We start from the raw sequence: 17872 nt of genomic DNA, 5'->3' as shown, positions 1-17872 counted from the left end.
GGGGTGGATGCCTGCAATTGTGGGGGATCGCCATGCCGAAGCGCATGCTCTCGTGATGGGAATTCGCTCCGATCGTGGAGCGAGCGGTGTTTCGAACCTGAGGGCATGCGCTGTGAAACAAGCACTTCGGGTGTGAAGAACTGTACGGAGTGAGCCTTTTGGGTGTGAAGACGAAGAACTGCATCGAGGGGTTCATTAGCTCCAGGCTCCGGAATCGGGCGGGAGCTCCGGGTGTCGTCGTGTCGGGGGTGTGCGGGACTCGGGCCCCACAGGCTCCGCAGGCACCTCAGGATGGTGAAGAGTCAGATTCGTTTGCGCTACGGGCGTGGCGAAGAGTATGAGCGAATGCGGCGAGGCCCAGAATGGAGCGTCGCCAGGTGCACAGAAGAGCGGCTAAGGAGTGTATCTGTGAAGAGTTCTCAGTTCATGGCTGAGATCGTTGAGCTTGACGAGGCCGTGGTTTTCGCCGCCGCGCACTTGTGGGCCGAATGCGGGCTCACGGTCCCCTACAACGATCCCGAGGCAGACTTTCTTCGCGCACTTCGCGGCCCCTCCTCAACAATTCTTGGCATCCGAGCGGAGCCGGTTCCGGGTGATGCTCCAAGTGGCCTTATCGGCACCGTCATGGTGGGACACGAGGGGCACCGCGGCTGGATCTACTACCTTGCGGTCCGCCCCGAGCATCAGGGGCGCGGCCTGGGATCCGCCCTCGTCCGCGCCGCGGAGGAGTGGCTTGATGAGCGGGGAGTTCCGAAAGCGATGCTCATGGTGCGGGCCACGAATGAAGGCGTTCAGGACTTCTACAGGGCTCTCGGTTATGAGACGTCGACCGTCACCGTTATGCAGAGGTGGTTGTGATTCCCCGGAACTCAGAGTGAGTGTCCAGAGGGCAAAGCAAGAAGACGCGGCCCGCCCTCGATCATCGAGGACGGGCCCGAAGCTTCAGAAAGCGCGACAATTGCTCAGGCGAATTCCGAAGAATCTGTTCGCCTTTGCGCGCACAACTCAAGCGTGCGCGCAGAACTCGTTCGCACCACGCTCAGCTTCCTGTTCGGAAACCTCCTCTGCTCGGGAACTTTCCCCGCCCGGAAACCCTCCCGTTCGGAAAACCTTCCGCCCGGAAACCCTGGTTCTGCGCAGAACTCAGTCGACGATGCCGTAGAGACGATCACCCGCGTCCCCGAGGCCGGGCACAATGTAGGACTTCTCGTTGAGGTGATCGTCAACGGCGGCAACAACGACGTTCACATCGCCTCGATCACCGACGGCCTTCTCCAGGACAGCCAAGCCCTCGGGGGCCGCGAGAAGACACACACAGGTGACGTCTTTTGCTCCGCGTTCGAAAAGGTAGTTCGTCGCCGCAACCATGGTGTGTCCGGTGGCGAGCATCGGGTCGAGAATGAAGCACTGACGCCCGGAAAGATCATCGGGCAGACGATTCGCGTAGGTCTCGATCTCGAGGGTGTCATCGTCACGGCGCATACCGAGGAAGCCGACCTCAGCGGTCGGCAGCAGACGGGTCATACCTTCGAGCATGCCCAGTCCGGCACGAAGAACAGGGACAACGATCGGTCGGGGCTCGGAGAGCTTGCGGCCGACAGTCGGAGCGACGGGAGTATTGATCGCAGTCTCGGTGACGGACACCTGACGAGTCGCCTCGTATGCGAGGAGCGTGACGAGCTCGTCGACGAGCTGACGGAAAGTCGCGGAGGGGGTCTGGCGATCGCGGAGGACGGTGAGCTTATGGTTGATCAGCGGGTGGTCCGCAACATGAAGGTGCATGCTTTAAGGGTAGCGCGCACGGGGCACGGCAAGGACTTCCTTCGGGCACAGTACGAACAAGGCGAGTACCACCCCACTATCGGGGGAGTCCCCTCGCTCATTGAGGACACTCAAGGGGCGGCGCAGGGGCTTCTGGAACCCCTAAGTCCGGCTACTCTTGGAGGCGTGGCATCCATGGATCGTTATCGCGAAGCGATGAGTCGCGCCCTGTTCTTGGCCAACCGTGCTCGTGAGTCAGGGGACGTGCCGGTTGGCGCCGTCGTGATTGACTCGCTTGGCCGTATTGTCGGCAAGGGGTGGAATGTTCGCGAGGCCGAGCATGACCCCTGCGGTCACGCGGAGATTGTTGCCCTGCGGGAGGCTGGACGCACCCTGAATCGTTGGAACCTTGTGGGCTGCACTCTGGTTGTCACTCTTGAACCCTGCACGATGTGCGCGGGCGCTGCCATTGCCGCGCGCGTCGACCGTGTCGTTTTCGGAGCATGGGACCCGAAGGCTGGGGCCGCGGGTTCACTGCGCGACGTCCTGCATGATTCGCGTCTGAATCATCGCGTAGAGGTGATCGGTGGAATCCTCGGCACCGAAGCGACCGTCCAGCTGAAGGCATTCTTTGAAGGATGCCGCGAAACACCCGGCGAACCAACAGGTCGTGCGGCATTGGCCGACGCTCCGGTGGTCGCGCCCAGTTTCGACGTTATCTCCTCTTGGCAAAATGGCGCCCTAGGACAGAAGGACGAGGCCGAGCCCCCGACTCCTTCACATGTGCAGCGCAGCGCACACGAGGATGCTGCGGATTTGCATGTTCACGGGCACAAGGAGGCCTTTCACTCCCCCGAAAGTGAAGCTGATATGCGGCCCACCCTCGAGGCCAAGGAGGAGAAGACGCAGGCCCGGCTCAAGGTAGAGGCCGAAACTCCAAGCGAACTCAAGCCTGAAGGTGCAATCGGAAGGGGAACACAGGCAAGGTCCGCGCTTATGGTACCGAGCCTTGTGGACCACTCCTCCGAATTCGGGATTCCCGCTGACCTGGCTTCCACGCGGGTACCACCGCCATCGATTCCTGCTGATGATCCGCTCAAAACGCAGGTTGATCTTCCTCGTCTGCAGCGTCGCGTCTCACATCGAGGACAAGTCCAGTCTTTCGGCGGAGGCAGCGCGAATAGCCGGGAGGCGCGTATCGCGGCCACGGGGATCCCGGTTCGCTCGCGGCGCGGTGACGAGAGTAGGCGCTGAGGCGTGAATCGTGCATACCGCCCAGGAATGCAGTGCAGCCGAGGCGCTACGGCACATCCGAGGCGATGACGACCGCTCACAGAGCCTGCCGAACGGAGGACCATGACAGGATCACACCCTCAATCGACGATTCCCGCTTGCGTCATCACCGTGTCCGATCGCTGTTGGCGAGGAGAGGCTGAAGACCTCTCGGGCCCGCTCGCGGCTCGGCTGCTCGCCGACTACGGCATCGATGCGAGCCTCCTCCTCGTCCCCGACGAGCTCGAGGCGATCCAGGAGGCGATTGTCTCCGCCAGCAAGGAGGGGGCTCGCCTTGTTTTCACGACAGGTGGAACGGGCCTCGCTCCCCGCGATGTCACTCCTGAAGCAACCGAAGCACTACTGAGCACGCGAATCCACGGTCTTGAAGATGCGATGCGCCGGGCCGGCGAGGGCCACGCCCCTGCGGCTGCATTGAGCCGCGGCCTCGTGGGCGTGACCTCTCGCGCTCCAGGGGGAGTGCTCGTCGTGAACGCTCCGGGTTCGAGCGGCGGGGTGAAGGATGCGGTCGGGGTGATCGGCCCCCTCGTCGCGCACATCCTCGATCAGCTCGCCGGAGGAGACCACCCCCGTTGAGGGGCGCAGGCGCGCAGACCCACAGGCGCGCAGTGACATCGTGGCGCGGGCAGCTCACCGCCTGAAATGGCCCCGTAAGACAACACTGAGAATCCCGAAAAATCCCCGAGGGGCCACTCGCACACGGCTAAGAGACCCCAAGCCTGATAAGAGCCCCCGTAGGCCGATTGCATCCCCACTGAAGTCCCAATGGGGCCGCAAGGAGAGACCGATCCTCTCAGAAGAACTCAGTCCTCGGGCCGGGTCCACTCTCCAGAACGCCCACCGGACTTCGAGATGATCTTCGCTTCGCTGATGCGAGCGGAACGGTCAACGCCCTTCACCATGTCGATCAGCGCGAGGGCGCACACCGTCACAGAGGTCAGGGCCTCCATTTCCACGCCCGTCCGATCTGCAGTGCGCACAGTTGAACGGATCGCGACATGGTCGTCTTCGAGCTCAAGGTCGACCTCGCAGCCGTGAACACCGATCGTGTGCGCGAGGGGCAGCAGATCCGGTACTCGTTTCGCGGCCGCAATACCGGCGACACGCGCCACCGCGAGCACGTCACCCTTCGGGACGCTTCCCGTACGAAGCGCCGTCATCACAGTAGGAGAGCAGTCCACTCGCGCAATTGCGCTCGCCTGACGGATGCTCGGTGCCTTCGCGGTGACATCAACCATGTATGCGGCGCCGTCAGAGCGCAGGTGAGTGAGGGCGATATCGGACATCACATGCCTTTCTTTGAATGAGTTCACTGTGCTGTGCGGAGTTCATCGGTGAAGACGAAGAGCGCAGCGAAGAAGGGGAGAAGTTGTGGTGAGAAAACACAGCGCCGACACGAGTGGGGACTCGGCGGTGAAGTGCCCCTGAATAATCAGATTCCCAAGCGTCAAGGCTTTCCAGATGTGCAGGCTTTCCAGGTGTGCGGGCTCGATGGGGAGCCTTCAGTGCAGGCTATTGCGCCCGAGAATTGGAATGAGCTCGAAGGTATCTCCCGCAGCGACGGATTCGTGCTCTGGGCCGATGACCGCGAGGAACTCGGCTACAGCGAGTGAAGCGGTGAGGTGCGAACCGGAGCCGAGAATATGAACGGGCTCAACGAGGATCAGTTCGCCACCACAACGATGAGCGTCACCATCAGCACGAAGAGTCTCACCCGCACAAAGAGTCTCTCCAGCACGAAGAGGCTCTCCAGCAGCGGGGACAGGAGCCTCGCTGGGCTGAGCGGATGCGCGCACCGCCGGGCGCACGGGCACGAATTGAGTCTTGCCCGCAGGCGAGCGCCACCCCTTCGCTGCAATGCCGGGCAGCGTCCTTAGCGCGGTGGCACCCGGCGCATCGGACACCCGGCCTGCGAGGCGCGCGATCAGACCAGCGACGTACACGTGGAAGGACACGAAGACGCTCACCGGATTGCCGGGTAGACACAGGACAAGCGTCGGCTTCTTGCTCGCCCCCACCGGAAGGAGCCCAACTCCCTGCGGGCCTCCCGGCTGCTGAGCGACATGATGGAAACGCCCTCGATCTGCGAGAGCACGTCGCACCACCTCGAAAGCTCCCTGGGAGACTCCACCAGCGGTAATGACGAGATCGGCTTCAGGAGCGCAATCCATGAGCCGAGTGAACTCTTCGGGATCGTCACCGCACAGGAAAGTCCCCACCACGTGCGCCCCGGCCTCGCTTGCAAGTGCCGCCATCATCAGGCCATTCGAATCGTGGATACGACCAGGGCCCAGGGGCTGGCCCGGGGCGACGAGTTCGGCGCCGGTCGCGATGACGAGGACTCGAGGGCGCGGATGAACGAGGAGACGATCCACTCCCACGGAAGCGGCAGCGGCAATCGTGCCTGCACTCAGGGGCGTGCCCGCGGGGATGACAATGTCTCCACAGTCGACACCTTCACCTGTGAAACGCACATTTGCACCAGGAGTGGGGGCCGTGAGGATCTGCACCTGCTTGGGCGGGCATGACACACCGGCCTCATGGTCAGTCCATTCGACTTTCACAACGGTGTCGGCGCCCTCGGGAACGGGGGCACCGGTCATGATGCGCCACGCGGTGCCCGGCTCGAGATGGTTCTCCCTCGTATCTCCTGCAGGAATATCACCTGTGACGGGAAGAATCGTTGGCCCCTCAGCTTTGAGATCGGCTGCTCGAAGGGCAAAGCCATCCATCGCGGAGTTCGTGAAAGCGGGGACGGGGACGAGGGCGCGAACATCGGCTGCTGCAACGGCACCAATGCACTCTTCCAGGGGGAGTTCCACGGGGTCGAGCATCGGGCAGGAGGCCTCAACGAGGGCTCGGTGCTCGTCGATCGACAGCGAGGCGTGATGGCTCATGGTGTTCCCTTCCCGACGCCCCCTGGGAGCGCACACGGTGTTCAGATAGTTCAGTCGCCTGGTAGTTCAGCGAATTCTACGATCGTGGTGCGCCGCTTGAGAGCGTCGCTGACGAGGACCCTGCCCAAAAGAGGCTCCCCGAAGCCTGCGATAAGCTTGACGGCTTCACTGGCCATGATCGTTCCCGCCTCCCCGGCCACAGGCCCGAGGATCCCGACGGAAGAGGCCGCGGGCGTGGTCCCGGGCTTGGGGGGAAGCGGATGCAAAGACCTCAGGGACGTCGGCGGGTATGGGGCGGGAGGCGCGGACCAGAAGGAGGCGACCTGATAGTTCATGGCGACCGCCGTTCCCCATACAAGCGGGATCCCCGATTCTTTGCACCAATCAGCGATGAGGTACTTCGAGTCGAAGGTATCGGTGCAGTCGACGAGCAGATCCCATTCGCGTCCGTGCTCATGCAAAAACTTAAGGGTGATACGCCCATAGGTCTTGACGGTGATCGAAGAGTTCAGGGCTGCAAGGCGAGTGGCAGCGGAGTGGGACTTCGCGCTGCCAATCGAGTCTTCGCAATGGATGATCTGTCGCTGCAGATTCGAAGGAGCTACGCCATCGGGATCTGCGATGCCGATTGTGCCCACTCCGGCCGCAGCCAAATAGAAGAGGACGGGCGAACCCAAGCCTCCCGCCCCAATGACGAGGACTCTGGCGGCAAGGAGTCTGGCCTGCCCGGCTTCTCCGATACCGGGAATGAGGAGATTCTTCTCGTAGCGCTCCCGCTCCAAGGCAGTCACAGGCCGAGGCGGGTGCAGAAGCGGAATCTGAAGTGGGGGGAGGCTCACCGTAATCCCGACCACTCGTGCGAGCCGTCGAGACGGAACTGCTTCTTCCAGATCGGCAGGCGAACTTTCACTTCGTCGACGAGGTCCGAGCAGGTGGTGAAAGCTTGGCTCCGGTGTTCGGCGGCAACGACGATCACCATCGCCTCATCGCCAATGTGCAGCGAACCGACTCGGTGGTGCGCTTCGATATGGTGGACGCCTTCACGCCTGGCGAAGCCCTCAACGAGGTCCTGGAGGATCTCCTCGGCCTGAGGATGAGCGGAGTAGTCGATGCCCTGCACTCCTTCGCCGTCGTCATGGTTGCGGACGACCCCGATGAAGGAGACGAAGGCTCCACAATCAGTGCGGCGGGCGGCCTTTTCAATGGCAACAGGATCGAGGGGAGTGTCAACGACGGATGTGCAAATCTGTGCGCTCATGGTGGTGGATCAACCTCCTGCAAAGGGTGGGAGCACATCGAGTTGCAGACCGGGACGCAAAGGAGTGTTCCGATCGGCGGGCTTGCGGTCGAGAAGGAAAGTGGAGACTTCGAGGACCGGGGCGAGGGCGGGACGTGAATCCGCGAGCACCCCGAGAAGCACGCCGAGGGTCGTCGGCAGGGAGGATGCGGGGATCTCTAACTCCTCTGCTTCGGCAGCTTCAGCTGCGCCGCCGAAGAATCGCACGAGCATCGGAGTTTCTCGGACAGCTTTCGTGATGCGTTCACTCAGGGTGACGACCACTCTCATCGGCTGTTTGACGTCGGGCACATAGGTCCAGCTCGCATAGCCCACAGCAGTTCGCTCCAGGATGCGTTCCACGAGGCCTCGACGCAATTCGAGGGCAAGCGGGTCAGGATCTTCAGGATGCGTGAAGGGACAGGCCGTCATCACGAGCGAGGTCGGATGCCCGTGAAGTGGTGAAGCCGCAAAACCCAGTGCGGAGAGGAACATGCGGATCTTGCCCATGTGGCTGGAAAGAGTGAACCCCTCGGGAAGATGCGTGAAACGTGAATGATCGGGGATCCCTGTTGCTTCGAGTGCATGATCGGCCCACTTGCGGCCAATGAGTCGGGCAATGGCTCCGGGGTCGTCATTGGTTTCCCTCAGTACGTCGAGGATTGCGCTCGTCATCTGGTTGAGCATGAGCGCGGGGAACGCTGGGTCCGTTGGTGTTGTCGTTGAATAGCCGAGGGCGGGGCGCCCTCGTCCTTGGGCGGGCAGCTGCTCGCGTGAGACGAGACCCATTCCCATCAGGGCGTCCAGGGTCTCCCGGACGGAAGAGACGTGCAGTTCTGCTTCCGCAGCAAGATCCGAAACCGTCACCGGGGTTTCGTGCTCGGCGATCCTCTCGAGGAGGGAGTGCTGCGCGGCGGTGAGCGATGCCATCGTCGACAAGGTGTCAGCGAATGATCGGGTAGTGACACGCGTCATGGAGCCTCTTCGACTAGGGACGGACGAAATGGATTTCAGTCTGCCAGCGCCATGGGGTGAGTGACAACTGAAGGAGAGACGACTCTCCTTCCTCGCCCGCGCCCCGGCCAGGGGCGCTCACCAGTCTCGACGCCTCAAAAGGAGGAGGAAGGGGCTCAGTGAAAGCGAGGAAGGAGAAGCAATCGTCCGGGTGTGCTGTTCACCAGCCGCGCTTGCGCCCAACGGGCTGCTTCGCATCGCGCGAGCGGTACACGACTGAAGGCCGCGTGACGTAGCCGAGCGGCGCAGAAGCGACATGCACGAGGCGCGTGAAGGGCCACACGCAGAACAAAAGCATGCCCGCGATGATGTGCATCTGGAAGGTCAGGGGCACATCGAGCATGTACTCGGGCTTGGGGGACATCATGAGGATCGAACGGAACCACACGGAAATCGTCTCTCGGTAGTCGTAACCGTGACCGGAGAAGCTCGGAAGAACCTGATGCATGACGGTCGCGATGGTGCCCAGGGCGATCGGAAGACACAAGAGCACGTAGGTGACAATGTCCATCCGGGTCGTCGCCAGACGCACTGACTTGACGAAGATACGACGGTAGAGCAGGCCGAGAAGACCAATGACGGTGACAAGGCCCGCGATCCCGCCGCCCACGGTCGCCCCCATGTGGTACATCTCCTCGGACACTCCCAGCGCCTCAGTCACGGCCTTCGGGACGAGGAGACCACCGACGTGGCCGAGTCCGACGAACAGGATGCCGAAGTGGAACATGGGGGAGGACCAGCGCAGAATCGCCGACTCGTTCCAGTTCGAAGAACGGGAGGTCCAGCCGTACTGGTCGGTCTTGTAGCGCCAGATGAGGCCGACGATCAGGAGGACGATCGCGAGGTAGGGCAGGACAACCCAGGCGAGCGTGGCGAACACGCCGACGCTCCGGCCCGCCTCGGCGCCGTTTTCAAGCACGAGCACGCGGCTCATGAAATCCATGTGAGTCACCTTTCCGAGACGAGGAGCGGGGAAGGAGTGGAGTGAAGATCGCCGATCCCGACGAGTTCAGTCGGGGGACCTTGCGAGATGAGTCGCTGATAGGCGGCCACAACCTCGGGGGTCGCTTCGGGAAGAGTCAGGACGAGAGCTTCGAGGAGCTCCGCCCAAGGGGACGCGTAGGAACGCAGGGCCGAACGGACCACTTCAATGCCCTCCCGGTTCGCCTCGAGAAGATTCTCAGCAACACCGGAATCGTCAAGGGCTGCGAACTCAAGCAGAAGAGGCAGGTGATCGGGGAGTTCTTCGCGTTCGACCTCGAAACCGGAGCGTTTAAGCGCCTCTTTGAAACCGATGATTGCTTGGCCTCGCGACCTCGTGTCCCCATGGGTGTAGTAGGTCAGGCCGAGGGCGCAGCGGCGCCTCTGATCAAAGGTCTCCACATAGGCGATTTCGAGTTCACGCAGGCTCATCTTCTCTGCCGCATCGCAAAACGCACGCAGACGCTCGGCGATGGGGAGGGGAAGATCATCAAGCCCGGCGCGCACCGCAGCAAGCTCCTCAGCAGTCTTCTCGTCTGGATAGTCGAGAAGGAGCGAGCAAGCCATGCGGACGAAACGCTTCTGCTCGTCATTCACCGGCTCCAGCGCAGGGCTGGGGAGGCGGGGCTGGCCGATGAGGGTACTCATTTCAGCACCTCAAGGGGGAGCATGGTGCGGCCCTCGGGGGTGGAGCCGCCCTTCGGGGTGGACATCCCGTGGAAGGCCTCCACATCGTAGGACACGGGGCAACCCTCGAGTCCGGCGATCCCTCGGGGCAGCTCCGGCGAGGTGGTGGGCACGACGTAGCGGTCGTCGTACTTCGCGATCGCGAGCATCCGGTACATCTCCTGGAGCTGCACGCCGGTCATGCCCACGGCAGCTGCGATCTGCTCATTGCCCTCTTCACCGTTGTGAATGTCGCGCATGTAGGAGCGCATCGCACCGAGTCGGCGCAGCGCCAACTCGACTGGCTTCGTGTTGCCGGCGGTGAACAGGCCCGCGAGGTATTCGAGAGGAATACGCATCTTCGCGATCGCAGAGAGCAAGATCTTGTGGTCTTCGCCGTCTGAACCGGAAGCGGTCACCTGGTCAACGACAGGGGACAGCGGTGGCACGTACCAGACCATCGGCAGGGTGCGGAACTCGGGGTGGAGCGGCAGAGCCAGTGCATAGGTGTGGATGAGTGTGTAGACCGGTGACTGCTGGGCGGCCTCGATCCACGAATGCGGGACGCCGTTCGCCTTCGCCGCCTCCACGACCTCCGGGTCGAAGGGGTCGAGGAGGATCGAACGCTGAGCCTCGTATAGGTCGCCCTCGTTCTTGGTGGCCGCGGCCTCGGAGACGCGATCCGCGTCGTAGAGGAGGACCCCGAGGTAGCGGAGACGACCTACGCAGGTTTCGGAGCAGACCGTGGGCAGGCCCGCCTCGAGGCGCGGATAGCACAGGGTGCATTTCTCAGCTTTGCCGGTCTTGTGGTTGAAGTAGACCTTCTTGTAGGGGCAGGCGGAGACGCACATGCGCCAGCCTCGGCACTTGTCCTGGTCGACGAGGACGATGCCGTCCTCGGTGCGCTTGTACATCGCGCCAGAAGGGCAGGCCGAAACACACGCCGGGTTGAGGCAGTGCTCGCAGATGCGCGGCAGATAGAACATGTAGGCGTCTTCGATGGTCTTCGAGACCTGCAGGTTCATCTGCTTGAGGACGGGGTCTGAGTCGAGGGTTTCCATCGACCCGCCCAGATCATCATCCCAGTTCGGACCCCAGGTGACTGTGCCCATCTCCTCGCCGGTGATCTGAGAGACCGGGGGAACGGAGGGCACGGACTTCTGGTTCGCGGGGGTACGCAAAAGCTTGTCGTACTCGTAGGTCCAGGGCTCGTAGTAGTCGTCCTGGGTCGGCATTGTCGGATTGTGGAAGATCTTCGCGAGGGTCGCGAGTCGGCCGCCCTGTTCGAGGACGAGTTTGCCTGCCTTTGTTCGACGCCAACCGCCCCTCCACTTGTCCTGGTCGGACCATCCGCGCGGGTAGCCGACACCGGGACGGGTCTCGACGTTGTTGAACCACATGTACTCGGTGCCCTCGCGGTTCGTCCATGCCTGCTTGCAGGTGACCGAACAGGTGTGACAGCCGATGCACTTGTCGAGGTTCATCACCATCGCGATCTGTGCCATGACCTTCATCAGTACTGCACCTCCTGATTGCGGCGGCGGATCACGGTGACCTCGTCGCGCTGGTTGCCCGTCGGGCCGTAGTAGTTGAACGCGAAGGAGATCTGGCCGTAACCGCCGGCCATGTGGGTCGGCTTGATCGCGATGCGCGTGAGCGAATTGTGGATGCCGCCGCGCTTGCCGGTGCGCTCCGTTAAAGGAGTGCCGACCATGCGCTCTTGGGCGTGGTGCATGAACACCGTGCCCTCGGGAATACGGTGGGAAACGACTGCGCGGGCTGAGACGATGCCGTTGCGGTTGTAGGCCTCCACCCATTCGTTGTCCTTCACGCCGATCTTCTCGGCGTCCTGCGGGCTCATCCAGATGGTCTGGCCCGCCCTGCCGAGAGTCAGCATGTAGGGGTTGTCGAAGTATTGCGAGTGGATTGACCACTTGTTGTGGATCGTCAGGTAGCGGACCGCGACCTCGGCCGTGCCCTCTTGTGAGGTGCCGACGTGGCCGACGGGCTTCTCTCCGTACATGTGCGCCATGTCGAGCGGGGGACGGAACACGGGCAAAGACTCGCCGAGGTTTTGGATCCAGTCGTGATCGATGTAGAACTGCGGGCGACCCGTGAGGGTGTGCCAGGGGCGAGATTGTTCGATGTTCTGACAGAAGGCCGAGTAGCGTCGGCCACCCGTTTCTGAGCCCGTCCACTCCGGGGAGGTGATGACTGATCGGGGTTGGATCGTCGTGTCCGCGAAGGTGATGCGCTTTTCCTCATCGCCTTCGGCGAGCTGGGCCATCTTGGTGCCCGTGCGCCTCTCAAGATCCTTGAAGCCCGTGTAGGCGAGGCGACCATTCGTCGTGCCCGAGAACATGAGGATCATGTCAGCGGCCTTCACCGCAGAGTCCAGGAGGGCCGAGCCCTCACCGGGCAGGCCGTCCATGGGGGCGCGACCGTTGAGATCGCCGAGCTTGTCGACCTCGATAGAAGGATCGAAGGAGACGCCCTTTTGGACGAGCCCCGCCTTCTTCGCGAGCGGGCCGAGGCGTTCGAACTTCGTGCCGATCATCGTGTAGTCGCGTTCGATCGGAATGACCTTCGGCATGTCCACACCCGGATGCCAGCCCTTGCGTTCGGGCACCATGCCGTTCTTCAGGGTGTATTCGTCGGGGGTGTCGTGGAACAGCGGGATCGACATGACGTCGAGCTGCGTGCCGAGATGATCCTTCGCGAAGCGGGAGAACACCTTCGCCAAGGAGCGGTAAATCTCGAAGTCCGTTCTCGCCTCCCACGGCGGCTTGACCGCAGCGTTGAAGGAATGGACGTAGGGATGCATATCCGTCGAGGACAGGTCTTCCTTCTCATACCAGGTCGCGGCGGGAAGGACGATATCGGAGTGCAGCGTGGTCGAGGTGTTGCGGAAGTCCGCGACCCACATGAGGTCGAGTTTGCCTTCGGCCGCTTCATCTCTCCACTCGATTGAGTGCGGGCGCGAGCCCTCGGGCAGTTCTTCCGCGTTGACGGAGTTTTCCGCACCGAGCATGTGCTTGAGGAAGAACTCGGTGCCCTTCGCGGAAGATCCCAGGAGGTTCGTCCTCCAGTTCGCGAGGATGCGCGGGAAATTCTCAGGTGAATCGGGGTTCGTCACGGCGAACTTCAAACGTCCCTCGTTGAGTTCTTGGGCGACGTAGTCGGCGGGAGCCATTCCCGCTTCTTTCGCCTGGCGTCCGAGTTCGAGAGGTGAACGATCATAGGCGGGGAAGGAGGGCATCCATCCGCGCTGTGCGGCCTCGACGAGGGTGTCTGCGATCGTCATGCCTTCGAGTTTGCCGGCACCGAGAGGATGAGCCATGGCGTCGGCGCGGGCGCCGTCGTAGCGCCACTGGCTCGTCGTCATGTAGTACCAGCCGGTCGAGATCATCTGACGCGGCGGGCGCTGCCAGTCGAGGGCGAGGGCGTACTGCTGCCAGCCGGTGATCGGGCGGACCTTCTCCTGGCCGACGTAGTGGGCCCAGCCACCGCCATTGCGACCCTCACACGCACAGATTGTCGTGAGGGTGAGGAAACCGCGGTACATGAGGTCGGAGTGGAAGTAGTGGTTCGTGCCCGCGCCCATGAGGATCATGGAGCGGCCCTCGGAAGCGAGGGCATTCAGTGCGAACTCGCGGCCGATCTTCTCGCATGCCGCAGCGGGAACGCCGGTGATGGTTTCCTGCCAGGCGGGGGTTGCCGGGCAACTCGGGTCGTCGTAGCCACTGGGCCACTGTCCGGGAAGGCCTTCGCGTTCGACGGCGTGCTGGGCGAGCATCAGGTCGAAAACGGTTGTGACGAGACGGCCATTGATCCGACGGGCGGGCACACCGCGTCGCACGACGCCAGCGCCCACGGACTCGGTGCCCTGGGAGGAGGGCAGGTCGAAGCGGTTGAGGAGGACCTCAACGGGTTCCCACTCGTTGGTGTCCATCATGGACAAGACCGGTTCGACGCCCTCGAGTTTGAGGTTCCACTTGCCGACCCCCTCTTCGCCGTAGTGGTCGGCGAGGGTCCCGCCCGGATCCTTCACGGTGCCATCGGCCTCGATGACGAGGGGACGGTGCTCATTGTGTTCGCTCCTCTCGGTCGTGCCCTCGGGCATCATGGAGGCCGTGAGGAACTTGCCGGGAGCGTAGGAGGAGGTGAGGCCCTCGGCTCCGACGACGCCTTCGAGTGCCTTCTCCTCGACCTCGTCGAGGTTGACGAGGAAGGGGCAGTCCGAGTAGCGCGTCACGTAGTCGGCGAAGAACTTCTCACGCTTGTCGACGTAGAACTCCTTGAAGACGACATGCGCCATGCCTTCGGCGAGAGCGGCATCGGTGCCGGGGTGGACGCGCAGCCACTCGTCGGAGAACTTCGTGTTCTCCGCGTAGTCGGGGGAGACGACGATGACTTTCTGGCCGTGGTAGCGCGCTTCGGTCATGAAGTGGGCGTCGGGGGTGCGGGTGAGCGGCAGATTCGTGCCCCACATGATGAGGTACTGCGCGTTGTACCAGTCGCCCGCTTCGGAGACGTCGGTCTGGTCGCCGAAAACCTGGGGCGAGGCCGGGGGGAGGTCGGCGTACCAGTCGTAGAAGGAGAGCATCGTTCCACCGATGAGCTGGTGGAATCTGGCGCCCGCACCATAGGACACCATCGACATGGCGGGGATGACGGTGAAGCCCGCGCAGCGGTCGGGGCCCCAGGTTTTCACGGTCCACACGTAGGCGGAGGCCATCATCTCAATAGCCTCTTCCCAGGAGACTCGGACCATTCCTCCGCGGCCTCGCTGGGATTTGTAGGCTTTCGCTTTCTTCGGATCGGAGACGATATCGCCCCAGGCGAGCACCGGGTCGCCGAGGCGCGCCTTCGCTTCGCGGAACATGTCGACGAGAACTCCGCGCGCATAGGGGTATTTGATGCGGGTCGGGGAGTACTCATACCAGGAGAAGGCCGCGCCGCGCGGGCAGCCGCGAGGCTCGTAGTCGGGCATGTTCGGTCCGGTCGAAGGGTAGTCGGTTGCCTGGGATTCCCAGGTGATGACGCCGTCTTTGACGTAGACCTTCCACGAGCATGAGCCCGTGCAGTTCACGCCGTGGGTGGATCGGACAACCTTGTCGTAGTGGTGGCGTTGGCGGTAGAACTCGTCAGCTTCGCGTCCGCCTTCGAGGAAGAGCTGGCGGGCGTCTTTACTCGCGGTGCCGCGTCGCAGCCACGAGCCCATCGCGAAGAGGGCTGCGCCCGTTGCCTTCGGGGAGGGAGTGGTGGAGGTCATCGGGACTCCTGTGGTTGTGGTCTGGGGGCTGTGGTGGGGTGTGGGGCCGTGGGAGGGCCCCCGAGATCAGCCGGGGAAGGGGGCGCCGGGGCGGGCGTAGCGCATCCAACACAAGACGGTGCACAAAACGCAGTAGCTGGCCGCAACGAAGTAGAAGACGTGGGCGGGCATGAGGGTCAGGGCGACGCCGACGAGGAAGGGGCCGAGGGCGGCGACAGCGCCGGTGAAGCCCTGGGCGCCTCCGGCTTGACGTTTCGGCATGATCATCGGCATTTGCTTGAAGGTCGAGGCGTTTCCAACACCTGCGAAGAAGAACATGGCGAGCATGCCCATGAGGAAGGGCGTGAAGTCGGAGGGGTCATCTGTTGTCATGAGGACCCAGCCGCACCATGAGAGTGTGAGCGCCATTCCGATGGCGGAAATAAAGGTCCAGATCGCGCCACCGAACTTGTCGCACAGGGGCCCCCAGGCGAAGCGCAGGACCGCGCCGATGAGGGTGCCGAGGAAGGCGTAGGAGAGGCCGACGGGCAGGGTATCGGGGTTGAAGGATTCGGCCAAGGGTGAGAGCTTGCCGAAGTTGTTGTTGATGATGAGGGCCGTTTGGGCGCCGAAACCGGAGAAGAGACCGAAGGTCATGATGTACAAGACGGTCATGTACCAGGTGTTCGGATTGCCGAAGATGTCGAGCTGTTCTTTGACATTCGCCTTGATGGGGACGTCTTTGAGGAAGAGGAAGGCGAGGAGTGCGGCGAGCAATGACCAGGGGATGAAGAAGATGACAGCGTTAACGACGACGGGGGGATTCGCGGCGGCCTTGGGCGCGATCCAGGTGACTCCGAAGAGGCTCATGCTCATGAGGAAGGGGGCACTGAGCTGAATGACGGACATGCCGAGGTTGCCGAGGCCTCCTTGCAGGCCCAGGGCGGTTCCCTGGAGGCGCTTGGGGAAGAAGAAACCGGTGGAGGGCATGTAGCCGGAGAAGGTCGCCGCTCCGATGCCGCAGGCGAAAGAGAGCAGCAGGAGGAGCGCGAAAGAGGTATTGGGATTTTGAACTGCGAAGAACCAGCCGATCATTGGCAGGACGTAGAGTAGGGACGACCAGTAGACCATCTTGCGGGTGCCGATGGTGGCGGGCAGGAACATGTAGACCATGCGCAAGGCTGCGCAGGACAGGCCGGGCATGGAAGTGAGCCAGTAGAGCTGGGTCTTGGAGAGTTCAAAGCCCAAGTCGTTGAGTTTCGGGGCGATTGCGTTGGGGAGGAACCAGACGGCAAAGCCGAGGATGAGGGAGAAGGTCGTGATCGCGAGGGTTCTCCATGCGATCTGGGAACTCCAGTGTTCTGCTTCTTCGGGATTCCATCCCTCTAGGATTCGGCCCTTCCATTGTGGGGATGCGGTCGTTGTGCTCATGGTTCCTCCCGATGGTGTTCGAGGGTGGATCGTCCGTGGTTTTAGAGGGAGGGTATCAGTAAAAATAACTGCTTCGTGCAATTTCGACGGGTGTGCAAATGTTCGATAAAAGCGCAGGTCAAAGACTGTTTTGAAAGGAGGCTGTGCGGAGGGTGGAGGATGAGTAGGGAATGAGGGGGGCGAATTACGCGAAAAGGGGCATGCGAATTACCCGCCGATTGCGGACATCGTCCGCGAAGGGGTAGCAAAAGCATCCGTGTCGAGGCCGTGGGCGAGGGGCTTGACCCACATCGCCTCACACCACGCTTCGCCAATCTGCTCATCCGTAGCGCCTGAGCGAAGCAGTGTGCGCAAATCTTTTTCCTCAGTGGAAAACAGGCAGGAACGGATCATCCCATCACTCGTGAGACGAGTGCGATCACAGGCCTGGCAGAAGGGCTCTGACACAGAGGCGATGATGCCGACAAGGCGTTGAGGGTCACCATCCACCGACCAGGAGCGGGTGGGCGAATGAAGGTCAACTCTGTCAAGGGGGGAGAGGATATGACGGGTCGAAAGGAGGTGAAGGATATCGTCGCGGGTGAGGATCTTTTGACGATCCCATGTGCTCGGCGGGCCGATCGGCATCTGCTCAATGATCCTCAGCTCGATCCCGCGATCGAGGCAAAAGTCCAGCAGATCGGGCAGATCTGCGTCGTTGATGCCGCGCAGAACGACCGCGTTGACCTTGATCGGACGCAATCCCGCCTTGGCGGCTGCATCAAGCCCTGTGAGGACATCACGGAGCCGATCGCGGCGAGTGATTTGCGCGTAATGCTGCGGATCGAGGGTGTCGAGCGAGACATTGACGCGGTCCAGGCCCGCTTTCGCCAAAGAGTGTGCACGCTTATCGAGGCCGAGAGCGTTCGTCGTCAGGGCGATATCGGGGCGACGCCCCTCGTCGGTTGTTAGCACAGCGCATTGGGCGATGATGTCCTCAAGTCCCCGGCGTAAAAGAGGCTCACCCCCGGTGAAGCGCAGATCGCGAATCCCCAGGAGCTCCACCCCGATGCGCGCAAGGCGAACCACCTCTTCATCGCTGAGGGTGTCCTCGGTGGGAAGCCATTCGAGGCCCTCGGGGGGCATGCAGTACGAGCAGCGAAGATTACAGCGATCAGTCAAGGAGATGCGCAGATCGCGGGCGATGCGACCAAAACGATCAACGAGTCGCGCAGGCGCCGCCTCCTTAACGGCGGAAGGGGGCGCGATACGGACAGAAGGGATGGTCATATCCTCTATATTACTAGGGAAAAATCCAGT

The 17872-nt window shown here is 62.4% G+C and carries 15 protein-coding genes; 3 read left to right on the top strand and 12 right to left on the bottom strand.

All coding sequences use genetic code 11. The features are described 5' to 3' along the window. Positions 1-408: 408 nt before the first annotated feature. Positions 409-858, top strand: a complete 450-nt coding sequence (locus tag FFA61_RS08215) for a GNAT family acetyltransferase (RefSeq protein ID WP_040313597.1) — start codon at positions 409-411, stop codon at positions 856-858. 285 nt (positions 859-1143) lie between these two features. On the opposite strand, the gene upp is transcribed toward FFA61_RS08215, so the two are convergent. Further along, entirely contained in the window at positions 1144-1782 is a 639-nt protein-coding gene (upp, locus tag FFA61_RS08210; protein ID WP_005963104.1) for a uracil phosphoribosyltransferase, read from the bottom strand. A gap of 174 nt (positions 1783-1956) precedes the next feature. Here upp and tadA point away from each other — a divergent pair, with 174 nt between their 5' ends. Together tadA and FFA61_RS08200 are read left to right on the top strand one after the other, a co-directional pair. After that, positions 1957-3015 (top strand): tRNA adenosine(34) deaminase TadA, encoded by a 1059-nt coding sequence (tadA, locus tag FFA61_RS09445; RefSeq protein WP_242600897.1) that lies wholly within the window; start codon positions 1957-1959, stop codon positions 3013-3015. A 102-nt stretch (positions 3016-3117) separates the two neighbouring features. Continuing rightward, positions 3118-3630: a MogA/MoaB family molybdenum cofactor biosynthesis protein gene (locus tag FFA61_RS08200; protein WP_005963108.1), complete on the top strand. Its 513-nt coding sequence runs from the start codon at positions 3118-3120 to the stop codon at positions 3628-3630. A gap of 227 nt (positions 3631-3857) precedes the next feature. On the opposite strand, the gene moaC is transcribed toward FFA61_RS08200, so the two are convergent. The 11 genes from moaC to moaA form a co-directional block, all read right to left on the bottom strand. Further along, a complete protein-coding gene (gene moaC / locus FFA61_RS08195; RefSeq protein WP_005963110.1) occupies positions 3858-4340 on the bottom strand; it encodes a cyclic pyranopterin monophosphate synthase MoaC in 483 nt (160 codons plus the stop codon). A gap of 216 nt (positions 4341-4556) precedes the next feature. After that, positions 4557-5951 carry a molybdopterin molybdotransferase MoeA gene (locus FFA61_RS08190; RefSeq protein WP_005963112.1) on the bottom strand — a complete coding sequence of 465 codons (1395 nt, stop codon included), beginning with the start codon at positions 5949-5951 and terminating at the stop codon, positions 4557-4559. Between the two features lie 50 nt (positions 5952-6001). Further along, the gene (locus tag FFA61_RS08185; RefSeq protein ID WP_005963114.1) at positions 6002-6742 is read right to left on the bottom strand and encodes a HesA/MoeB/ThiF family protein; all 741 of its coding nucleotides are present in this window, start codon (positions 6740-6742) and stop codon (positions 6002-6004) included. Between the two features lie 44 nt (positions 6743-6786). Next, positions 6787-7209: a molybdenum cofactor biosynthesis protein MoaE gene (locus tag FFA61_RS08180; protein ID WP_005963116.1), complete on the bottom strand. Its 423-nt coding sequence runs from the start codon at positions 7207-7209 to the stop codon at positions 6787-6789. A 9-nt stretch (positions 7210-7218) separates the two neighbouring features. Next, on the bottom strand, positions 7219-8202 hold the full coding sequence (locus FFA61_RS08175) for a MarR family transcriptional regulator (protein WP_005963118.1): 984 nt from the start codon (positions 8200-8202) through the stop codon (positions 7219-7221). Positions 8203-8401: 199 nt separating this feature from the next. After that, complete coding sequence (narI, locus tag FFA61_RS08170; RefSeq protein ID WP_131247308.1) at positions 8402-9175, bottom strand: respiratory nitrate reductase subunit gamma; 774 nt, start codon at positions 9173-9175, stop codon at positions 8402-8404. A gap of 14 nt (positions 9176-9189) precedes the next feature. Beyond that, positions 9190-9870 (bottom strand): nitrate reductase molybdenum cofactor assembly chaperone, encoded by a 681-nt coding sequence (narJ, locus tag FFA61_RS08165; RefSeq protein ID WP_005963121.1) that lies wholly within the window; start codon positions 9868-9870, stop codon positions 9190-9192. After that, complete coding sequence (gene narH, locus FFA61_RS08160; protein WP_005963123.1) at positions 9867-11402, bottom strand: nitrate reductase subunit beta; 1536 nt, start codon at positions 11400-11402, stop codon at positions 9867-9869. Before narH ends, narJ begins: the two co-directional genes overlap by 4 nt. Continuing rightward, entirely contained in the window at positions 11402-15163 is a 3762-nt protein-coding gene (locus FFA61_RS08155) for a nitrate reductase subunit alpha (RefSeq protein ID WP_005963125.1), read from the bottom strand. The genes narH and FFA61_RS08155 overlap by 1 nt, the downstream gene beginning before the upstream one ends. 66 nt (positions 15164-15229) lie before the next feature. Further along, positions 15230-16573: an MFS transporter gene (locus FFA61_RS08150; protein WP_005963128.1), complete on the bottom strand. Its 1344-nt coding sequence runs from the start codon at positions 16571-16573 to the stop codon at positions 15230-15232. Between the two features lie 207 nt (positions 16574-16780). Further along, positions 16781-17842 (bottom strand): GTP 3',8-cyclase MoaA, encoded by a 1062-nt coding sequence (moaA, locus tag FFA61_RS08145; protein WP_005963130.1) that lies wholly within the window; start codon positions 17840-17842, stop codon positions 16781-16783. Positions 17843-17872: the final 30 nt, after the last annotated feature.

Origin of the sequence: Schaalia cardiffensis F0333 (assembly GCF_005886435.1) — a bacterium.
GTDB lineage: Bacteria > Actinomycetota > Actinomycetes > Actinomycetales > Actinomycetaceae > Pauljensenia > Pauljensenia cardiffensis.
The sequence above is the reverse complement of the archived record's forward strand: the minus strand, read 5'-3'. Positions and strand labels throughout refer to the sequence as shown.

Coding starts and splice junctions, on each gene's coding strand:
- tadA (WP_242600897.1), top strand. CDS start 1,957: ATGGATCGTTATCGCGAAGCGATGAGTCGCGCCCTGTTCTTGGCCAAC.
- FFA61_RS08200 (WP_005963108.1), top strand. CDS start 3,118: ATGACAGGATCACACCCTCAATCGACGATTCCCGCTTGCGTCATCACC.
- FFA61_RS08190 (WP_005963112.1), bottom strand. CDS start 5,951: ATGAGCCATCACGCCTCGCTGTCGATCGACGAGCACCGAGCCCTCGTT.
- FFA61_RS08150 (WP_005963128.1), bottom strand. CDS start 16,573: ATGAGCACAACGACCGCATCCCCACAATGGAAGGGCCGAATCCTAGAG.
- narJ (WP_005963121.1), bottom strand. CDS start 9,870: ATGAGTACCCTCATCGGCCAGCCCCGCCTCCCCAGCCCTGCGCTGGAG.
- FFA61_RS08180 (WP_005963116.1), bottom strand. CDS start 7,209: ATGAGCGCACAGATTTGCACATCCGTCGTTGACACTCCCCTCGATCCT.
- narI (WP_131247308.1), bottom strand. CDS start 9,175: ATGAGCCGCGTGCTCGTGCTTGAAAACGGCGCCGAGGCGGGCCGGAGC.
- moaC (WP_005963110.1), bottom strand. CDS start 4,340: ATGTCCGATATCGCCCTCACTCACCTGCGCTCTGACGGCGCCGCATAC.
- narH (WP_005963123.1), bottom strand. CDS start 11,402: ATGAAGGTCATGGCACAGATCGCGATGGTGATGAACCTCGACAAGTGC.
- FFA61_RS08155 (WP_005963125.1), bottom strand. CDS start 15,163: ATGACCTCCACCACTCCCTCCCCGAAGGCAACGGGCGCAGCCCTCTTC.
- moaA (WP_005963130.1), bottom strand. CDS start 17,842: ATGACCATCCCTTCTGTCCGTATCGCGCCCCCTTCCGCCGTTAAGGAG.
- upp (WP_005963104.1), bottom strand. CDS start 1,782: ATGCACCTTCATGTTGCGGACCACCCGCTGATCAACCATAAGCTCACC.
- FFA61_RS08175 (WP_005963118.1), bottom strand. CDS start 8,202: ATGACGCGTGTCACTACCCGATCATTCGCTGACACCTTGTCGACGATG.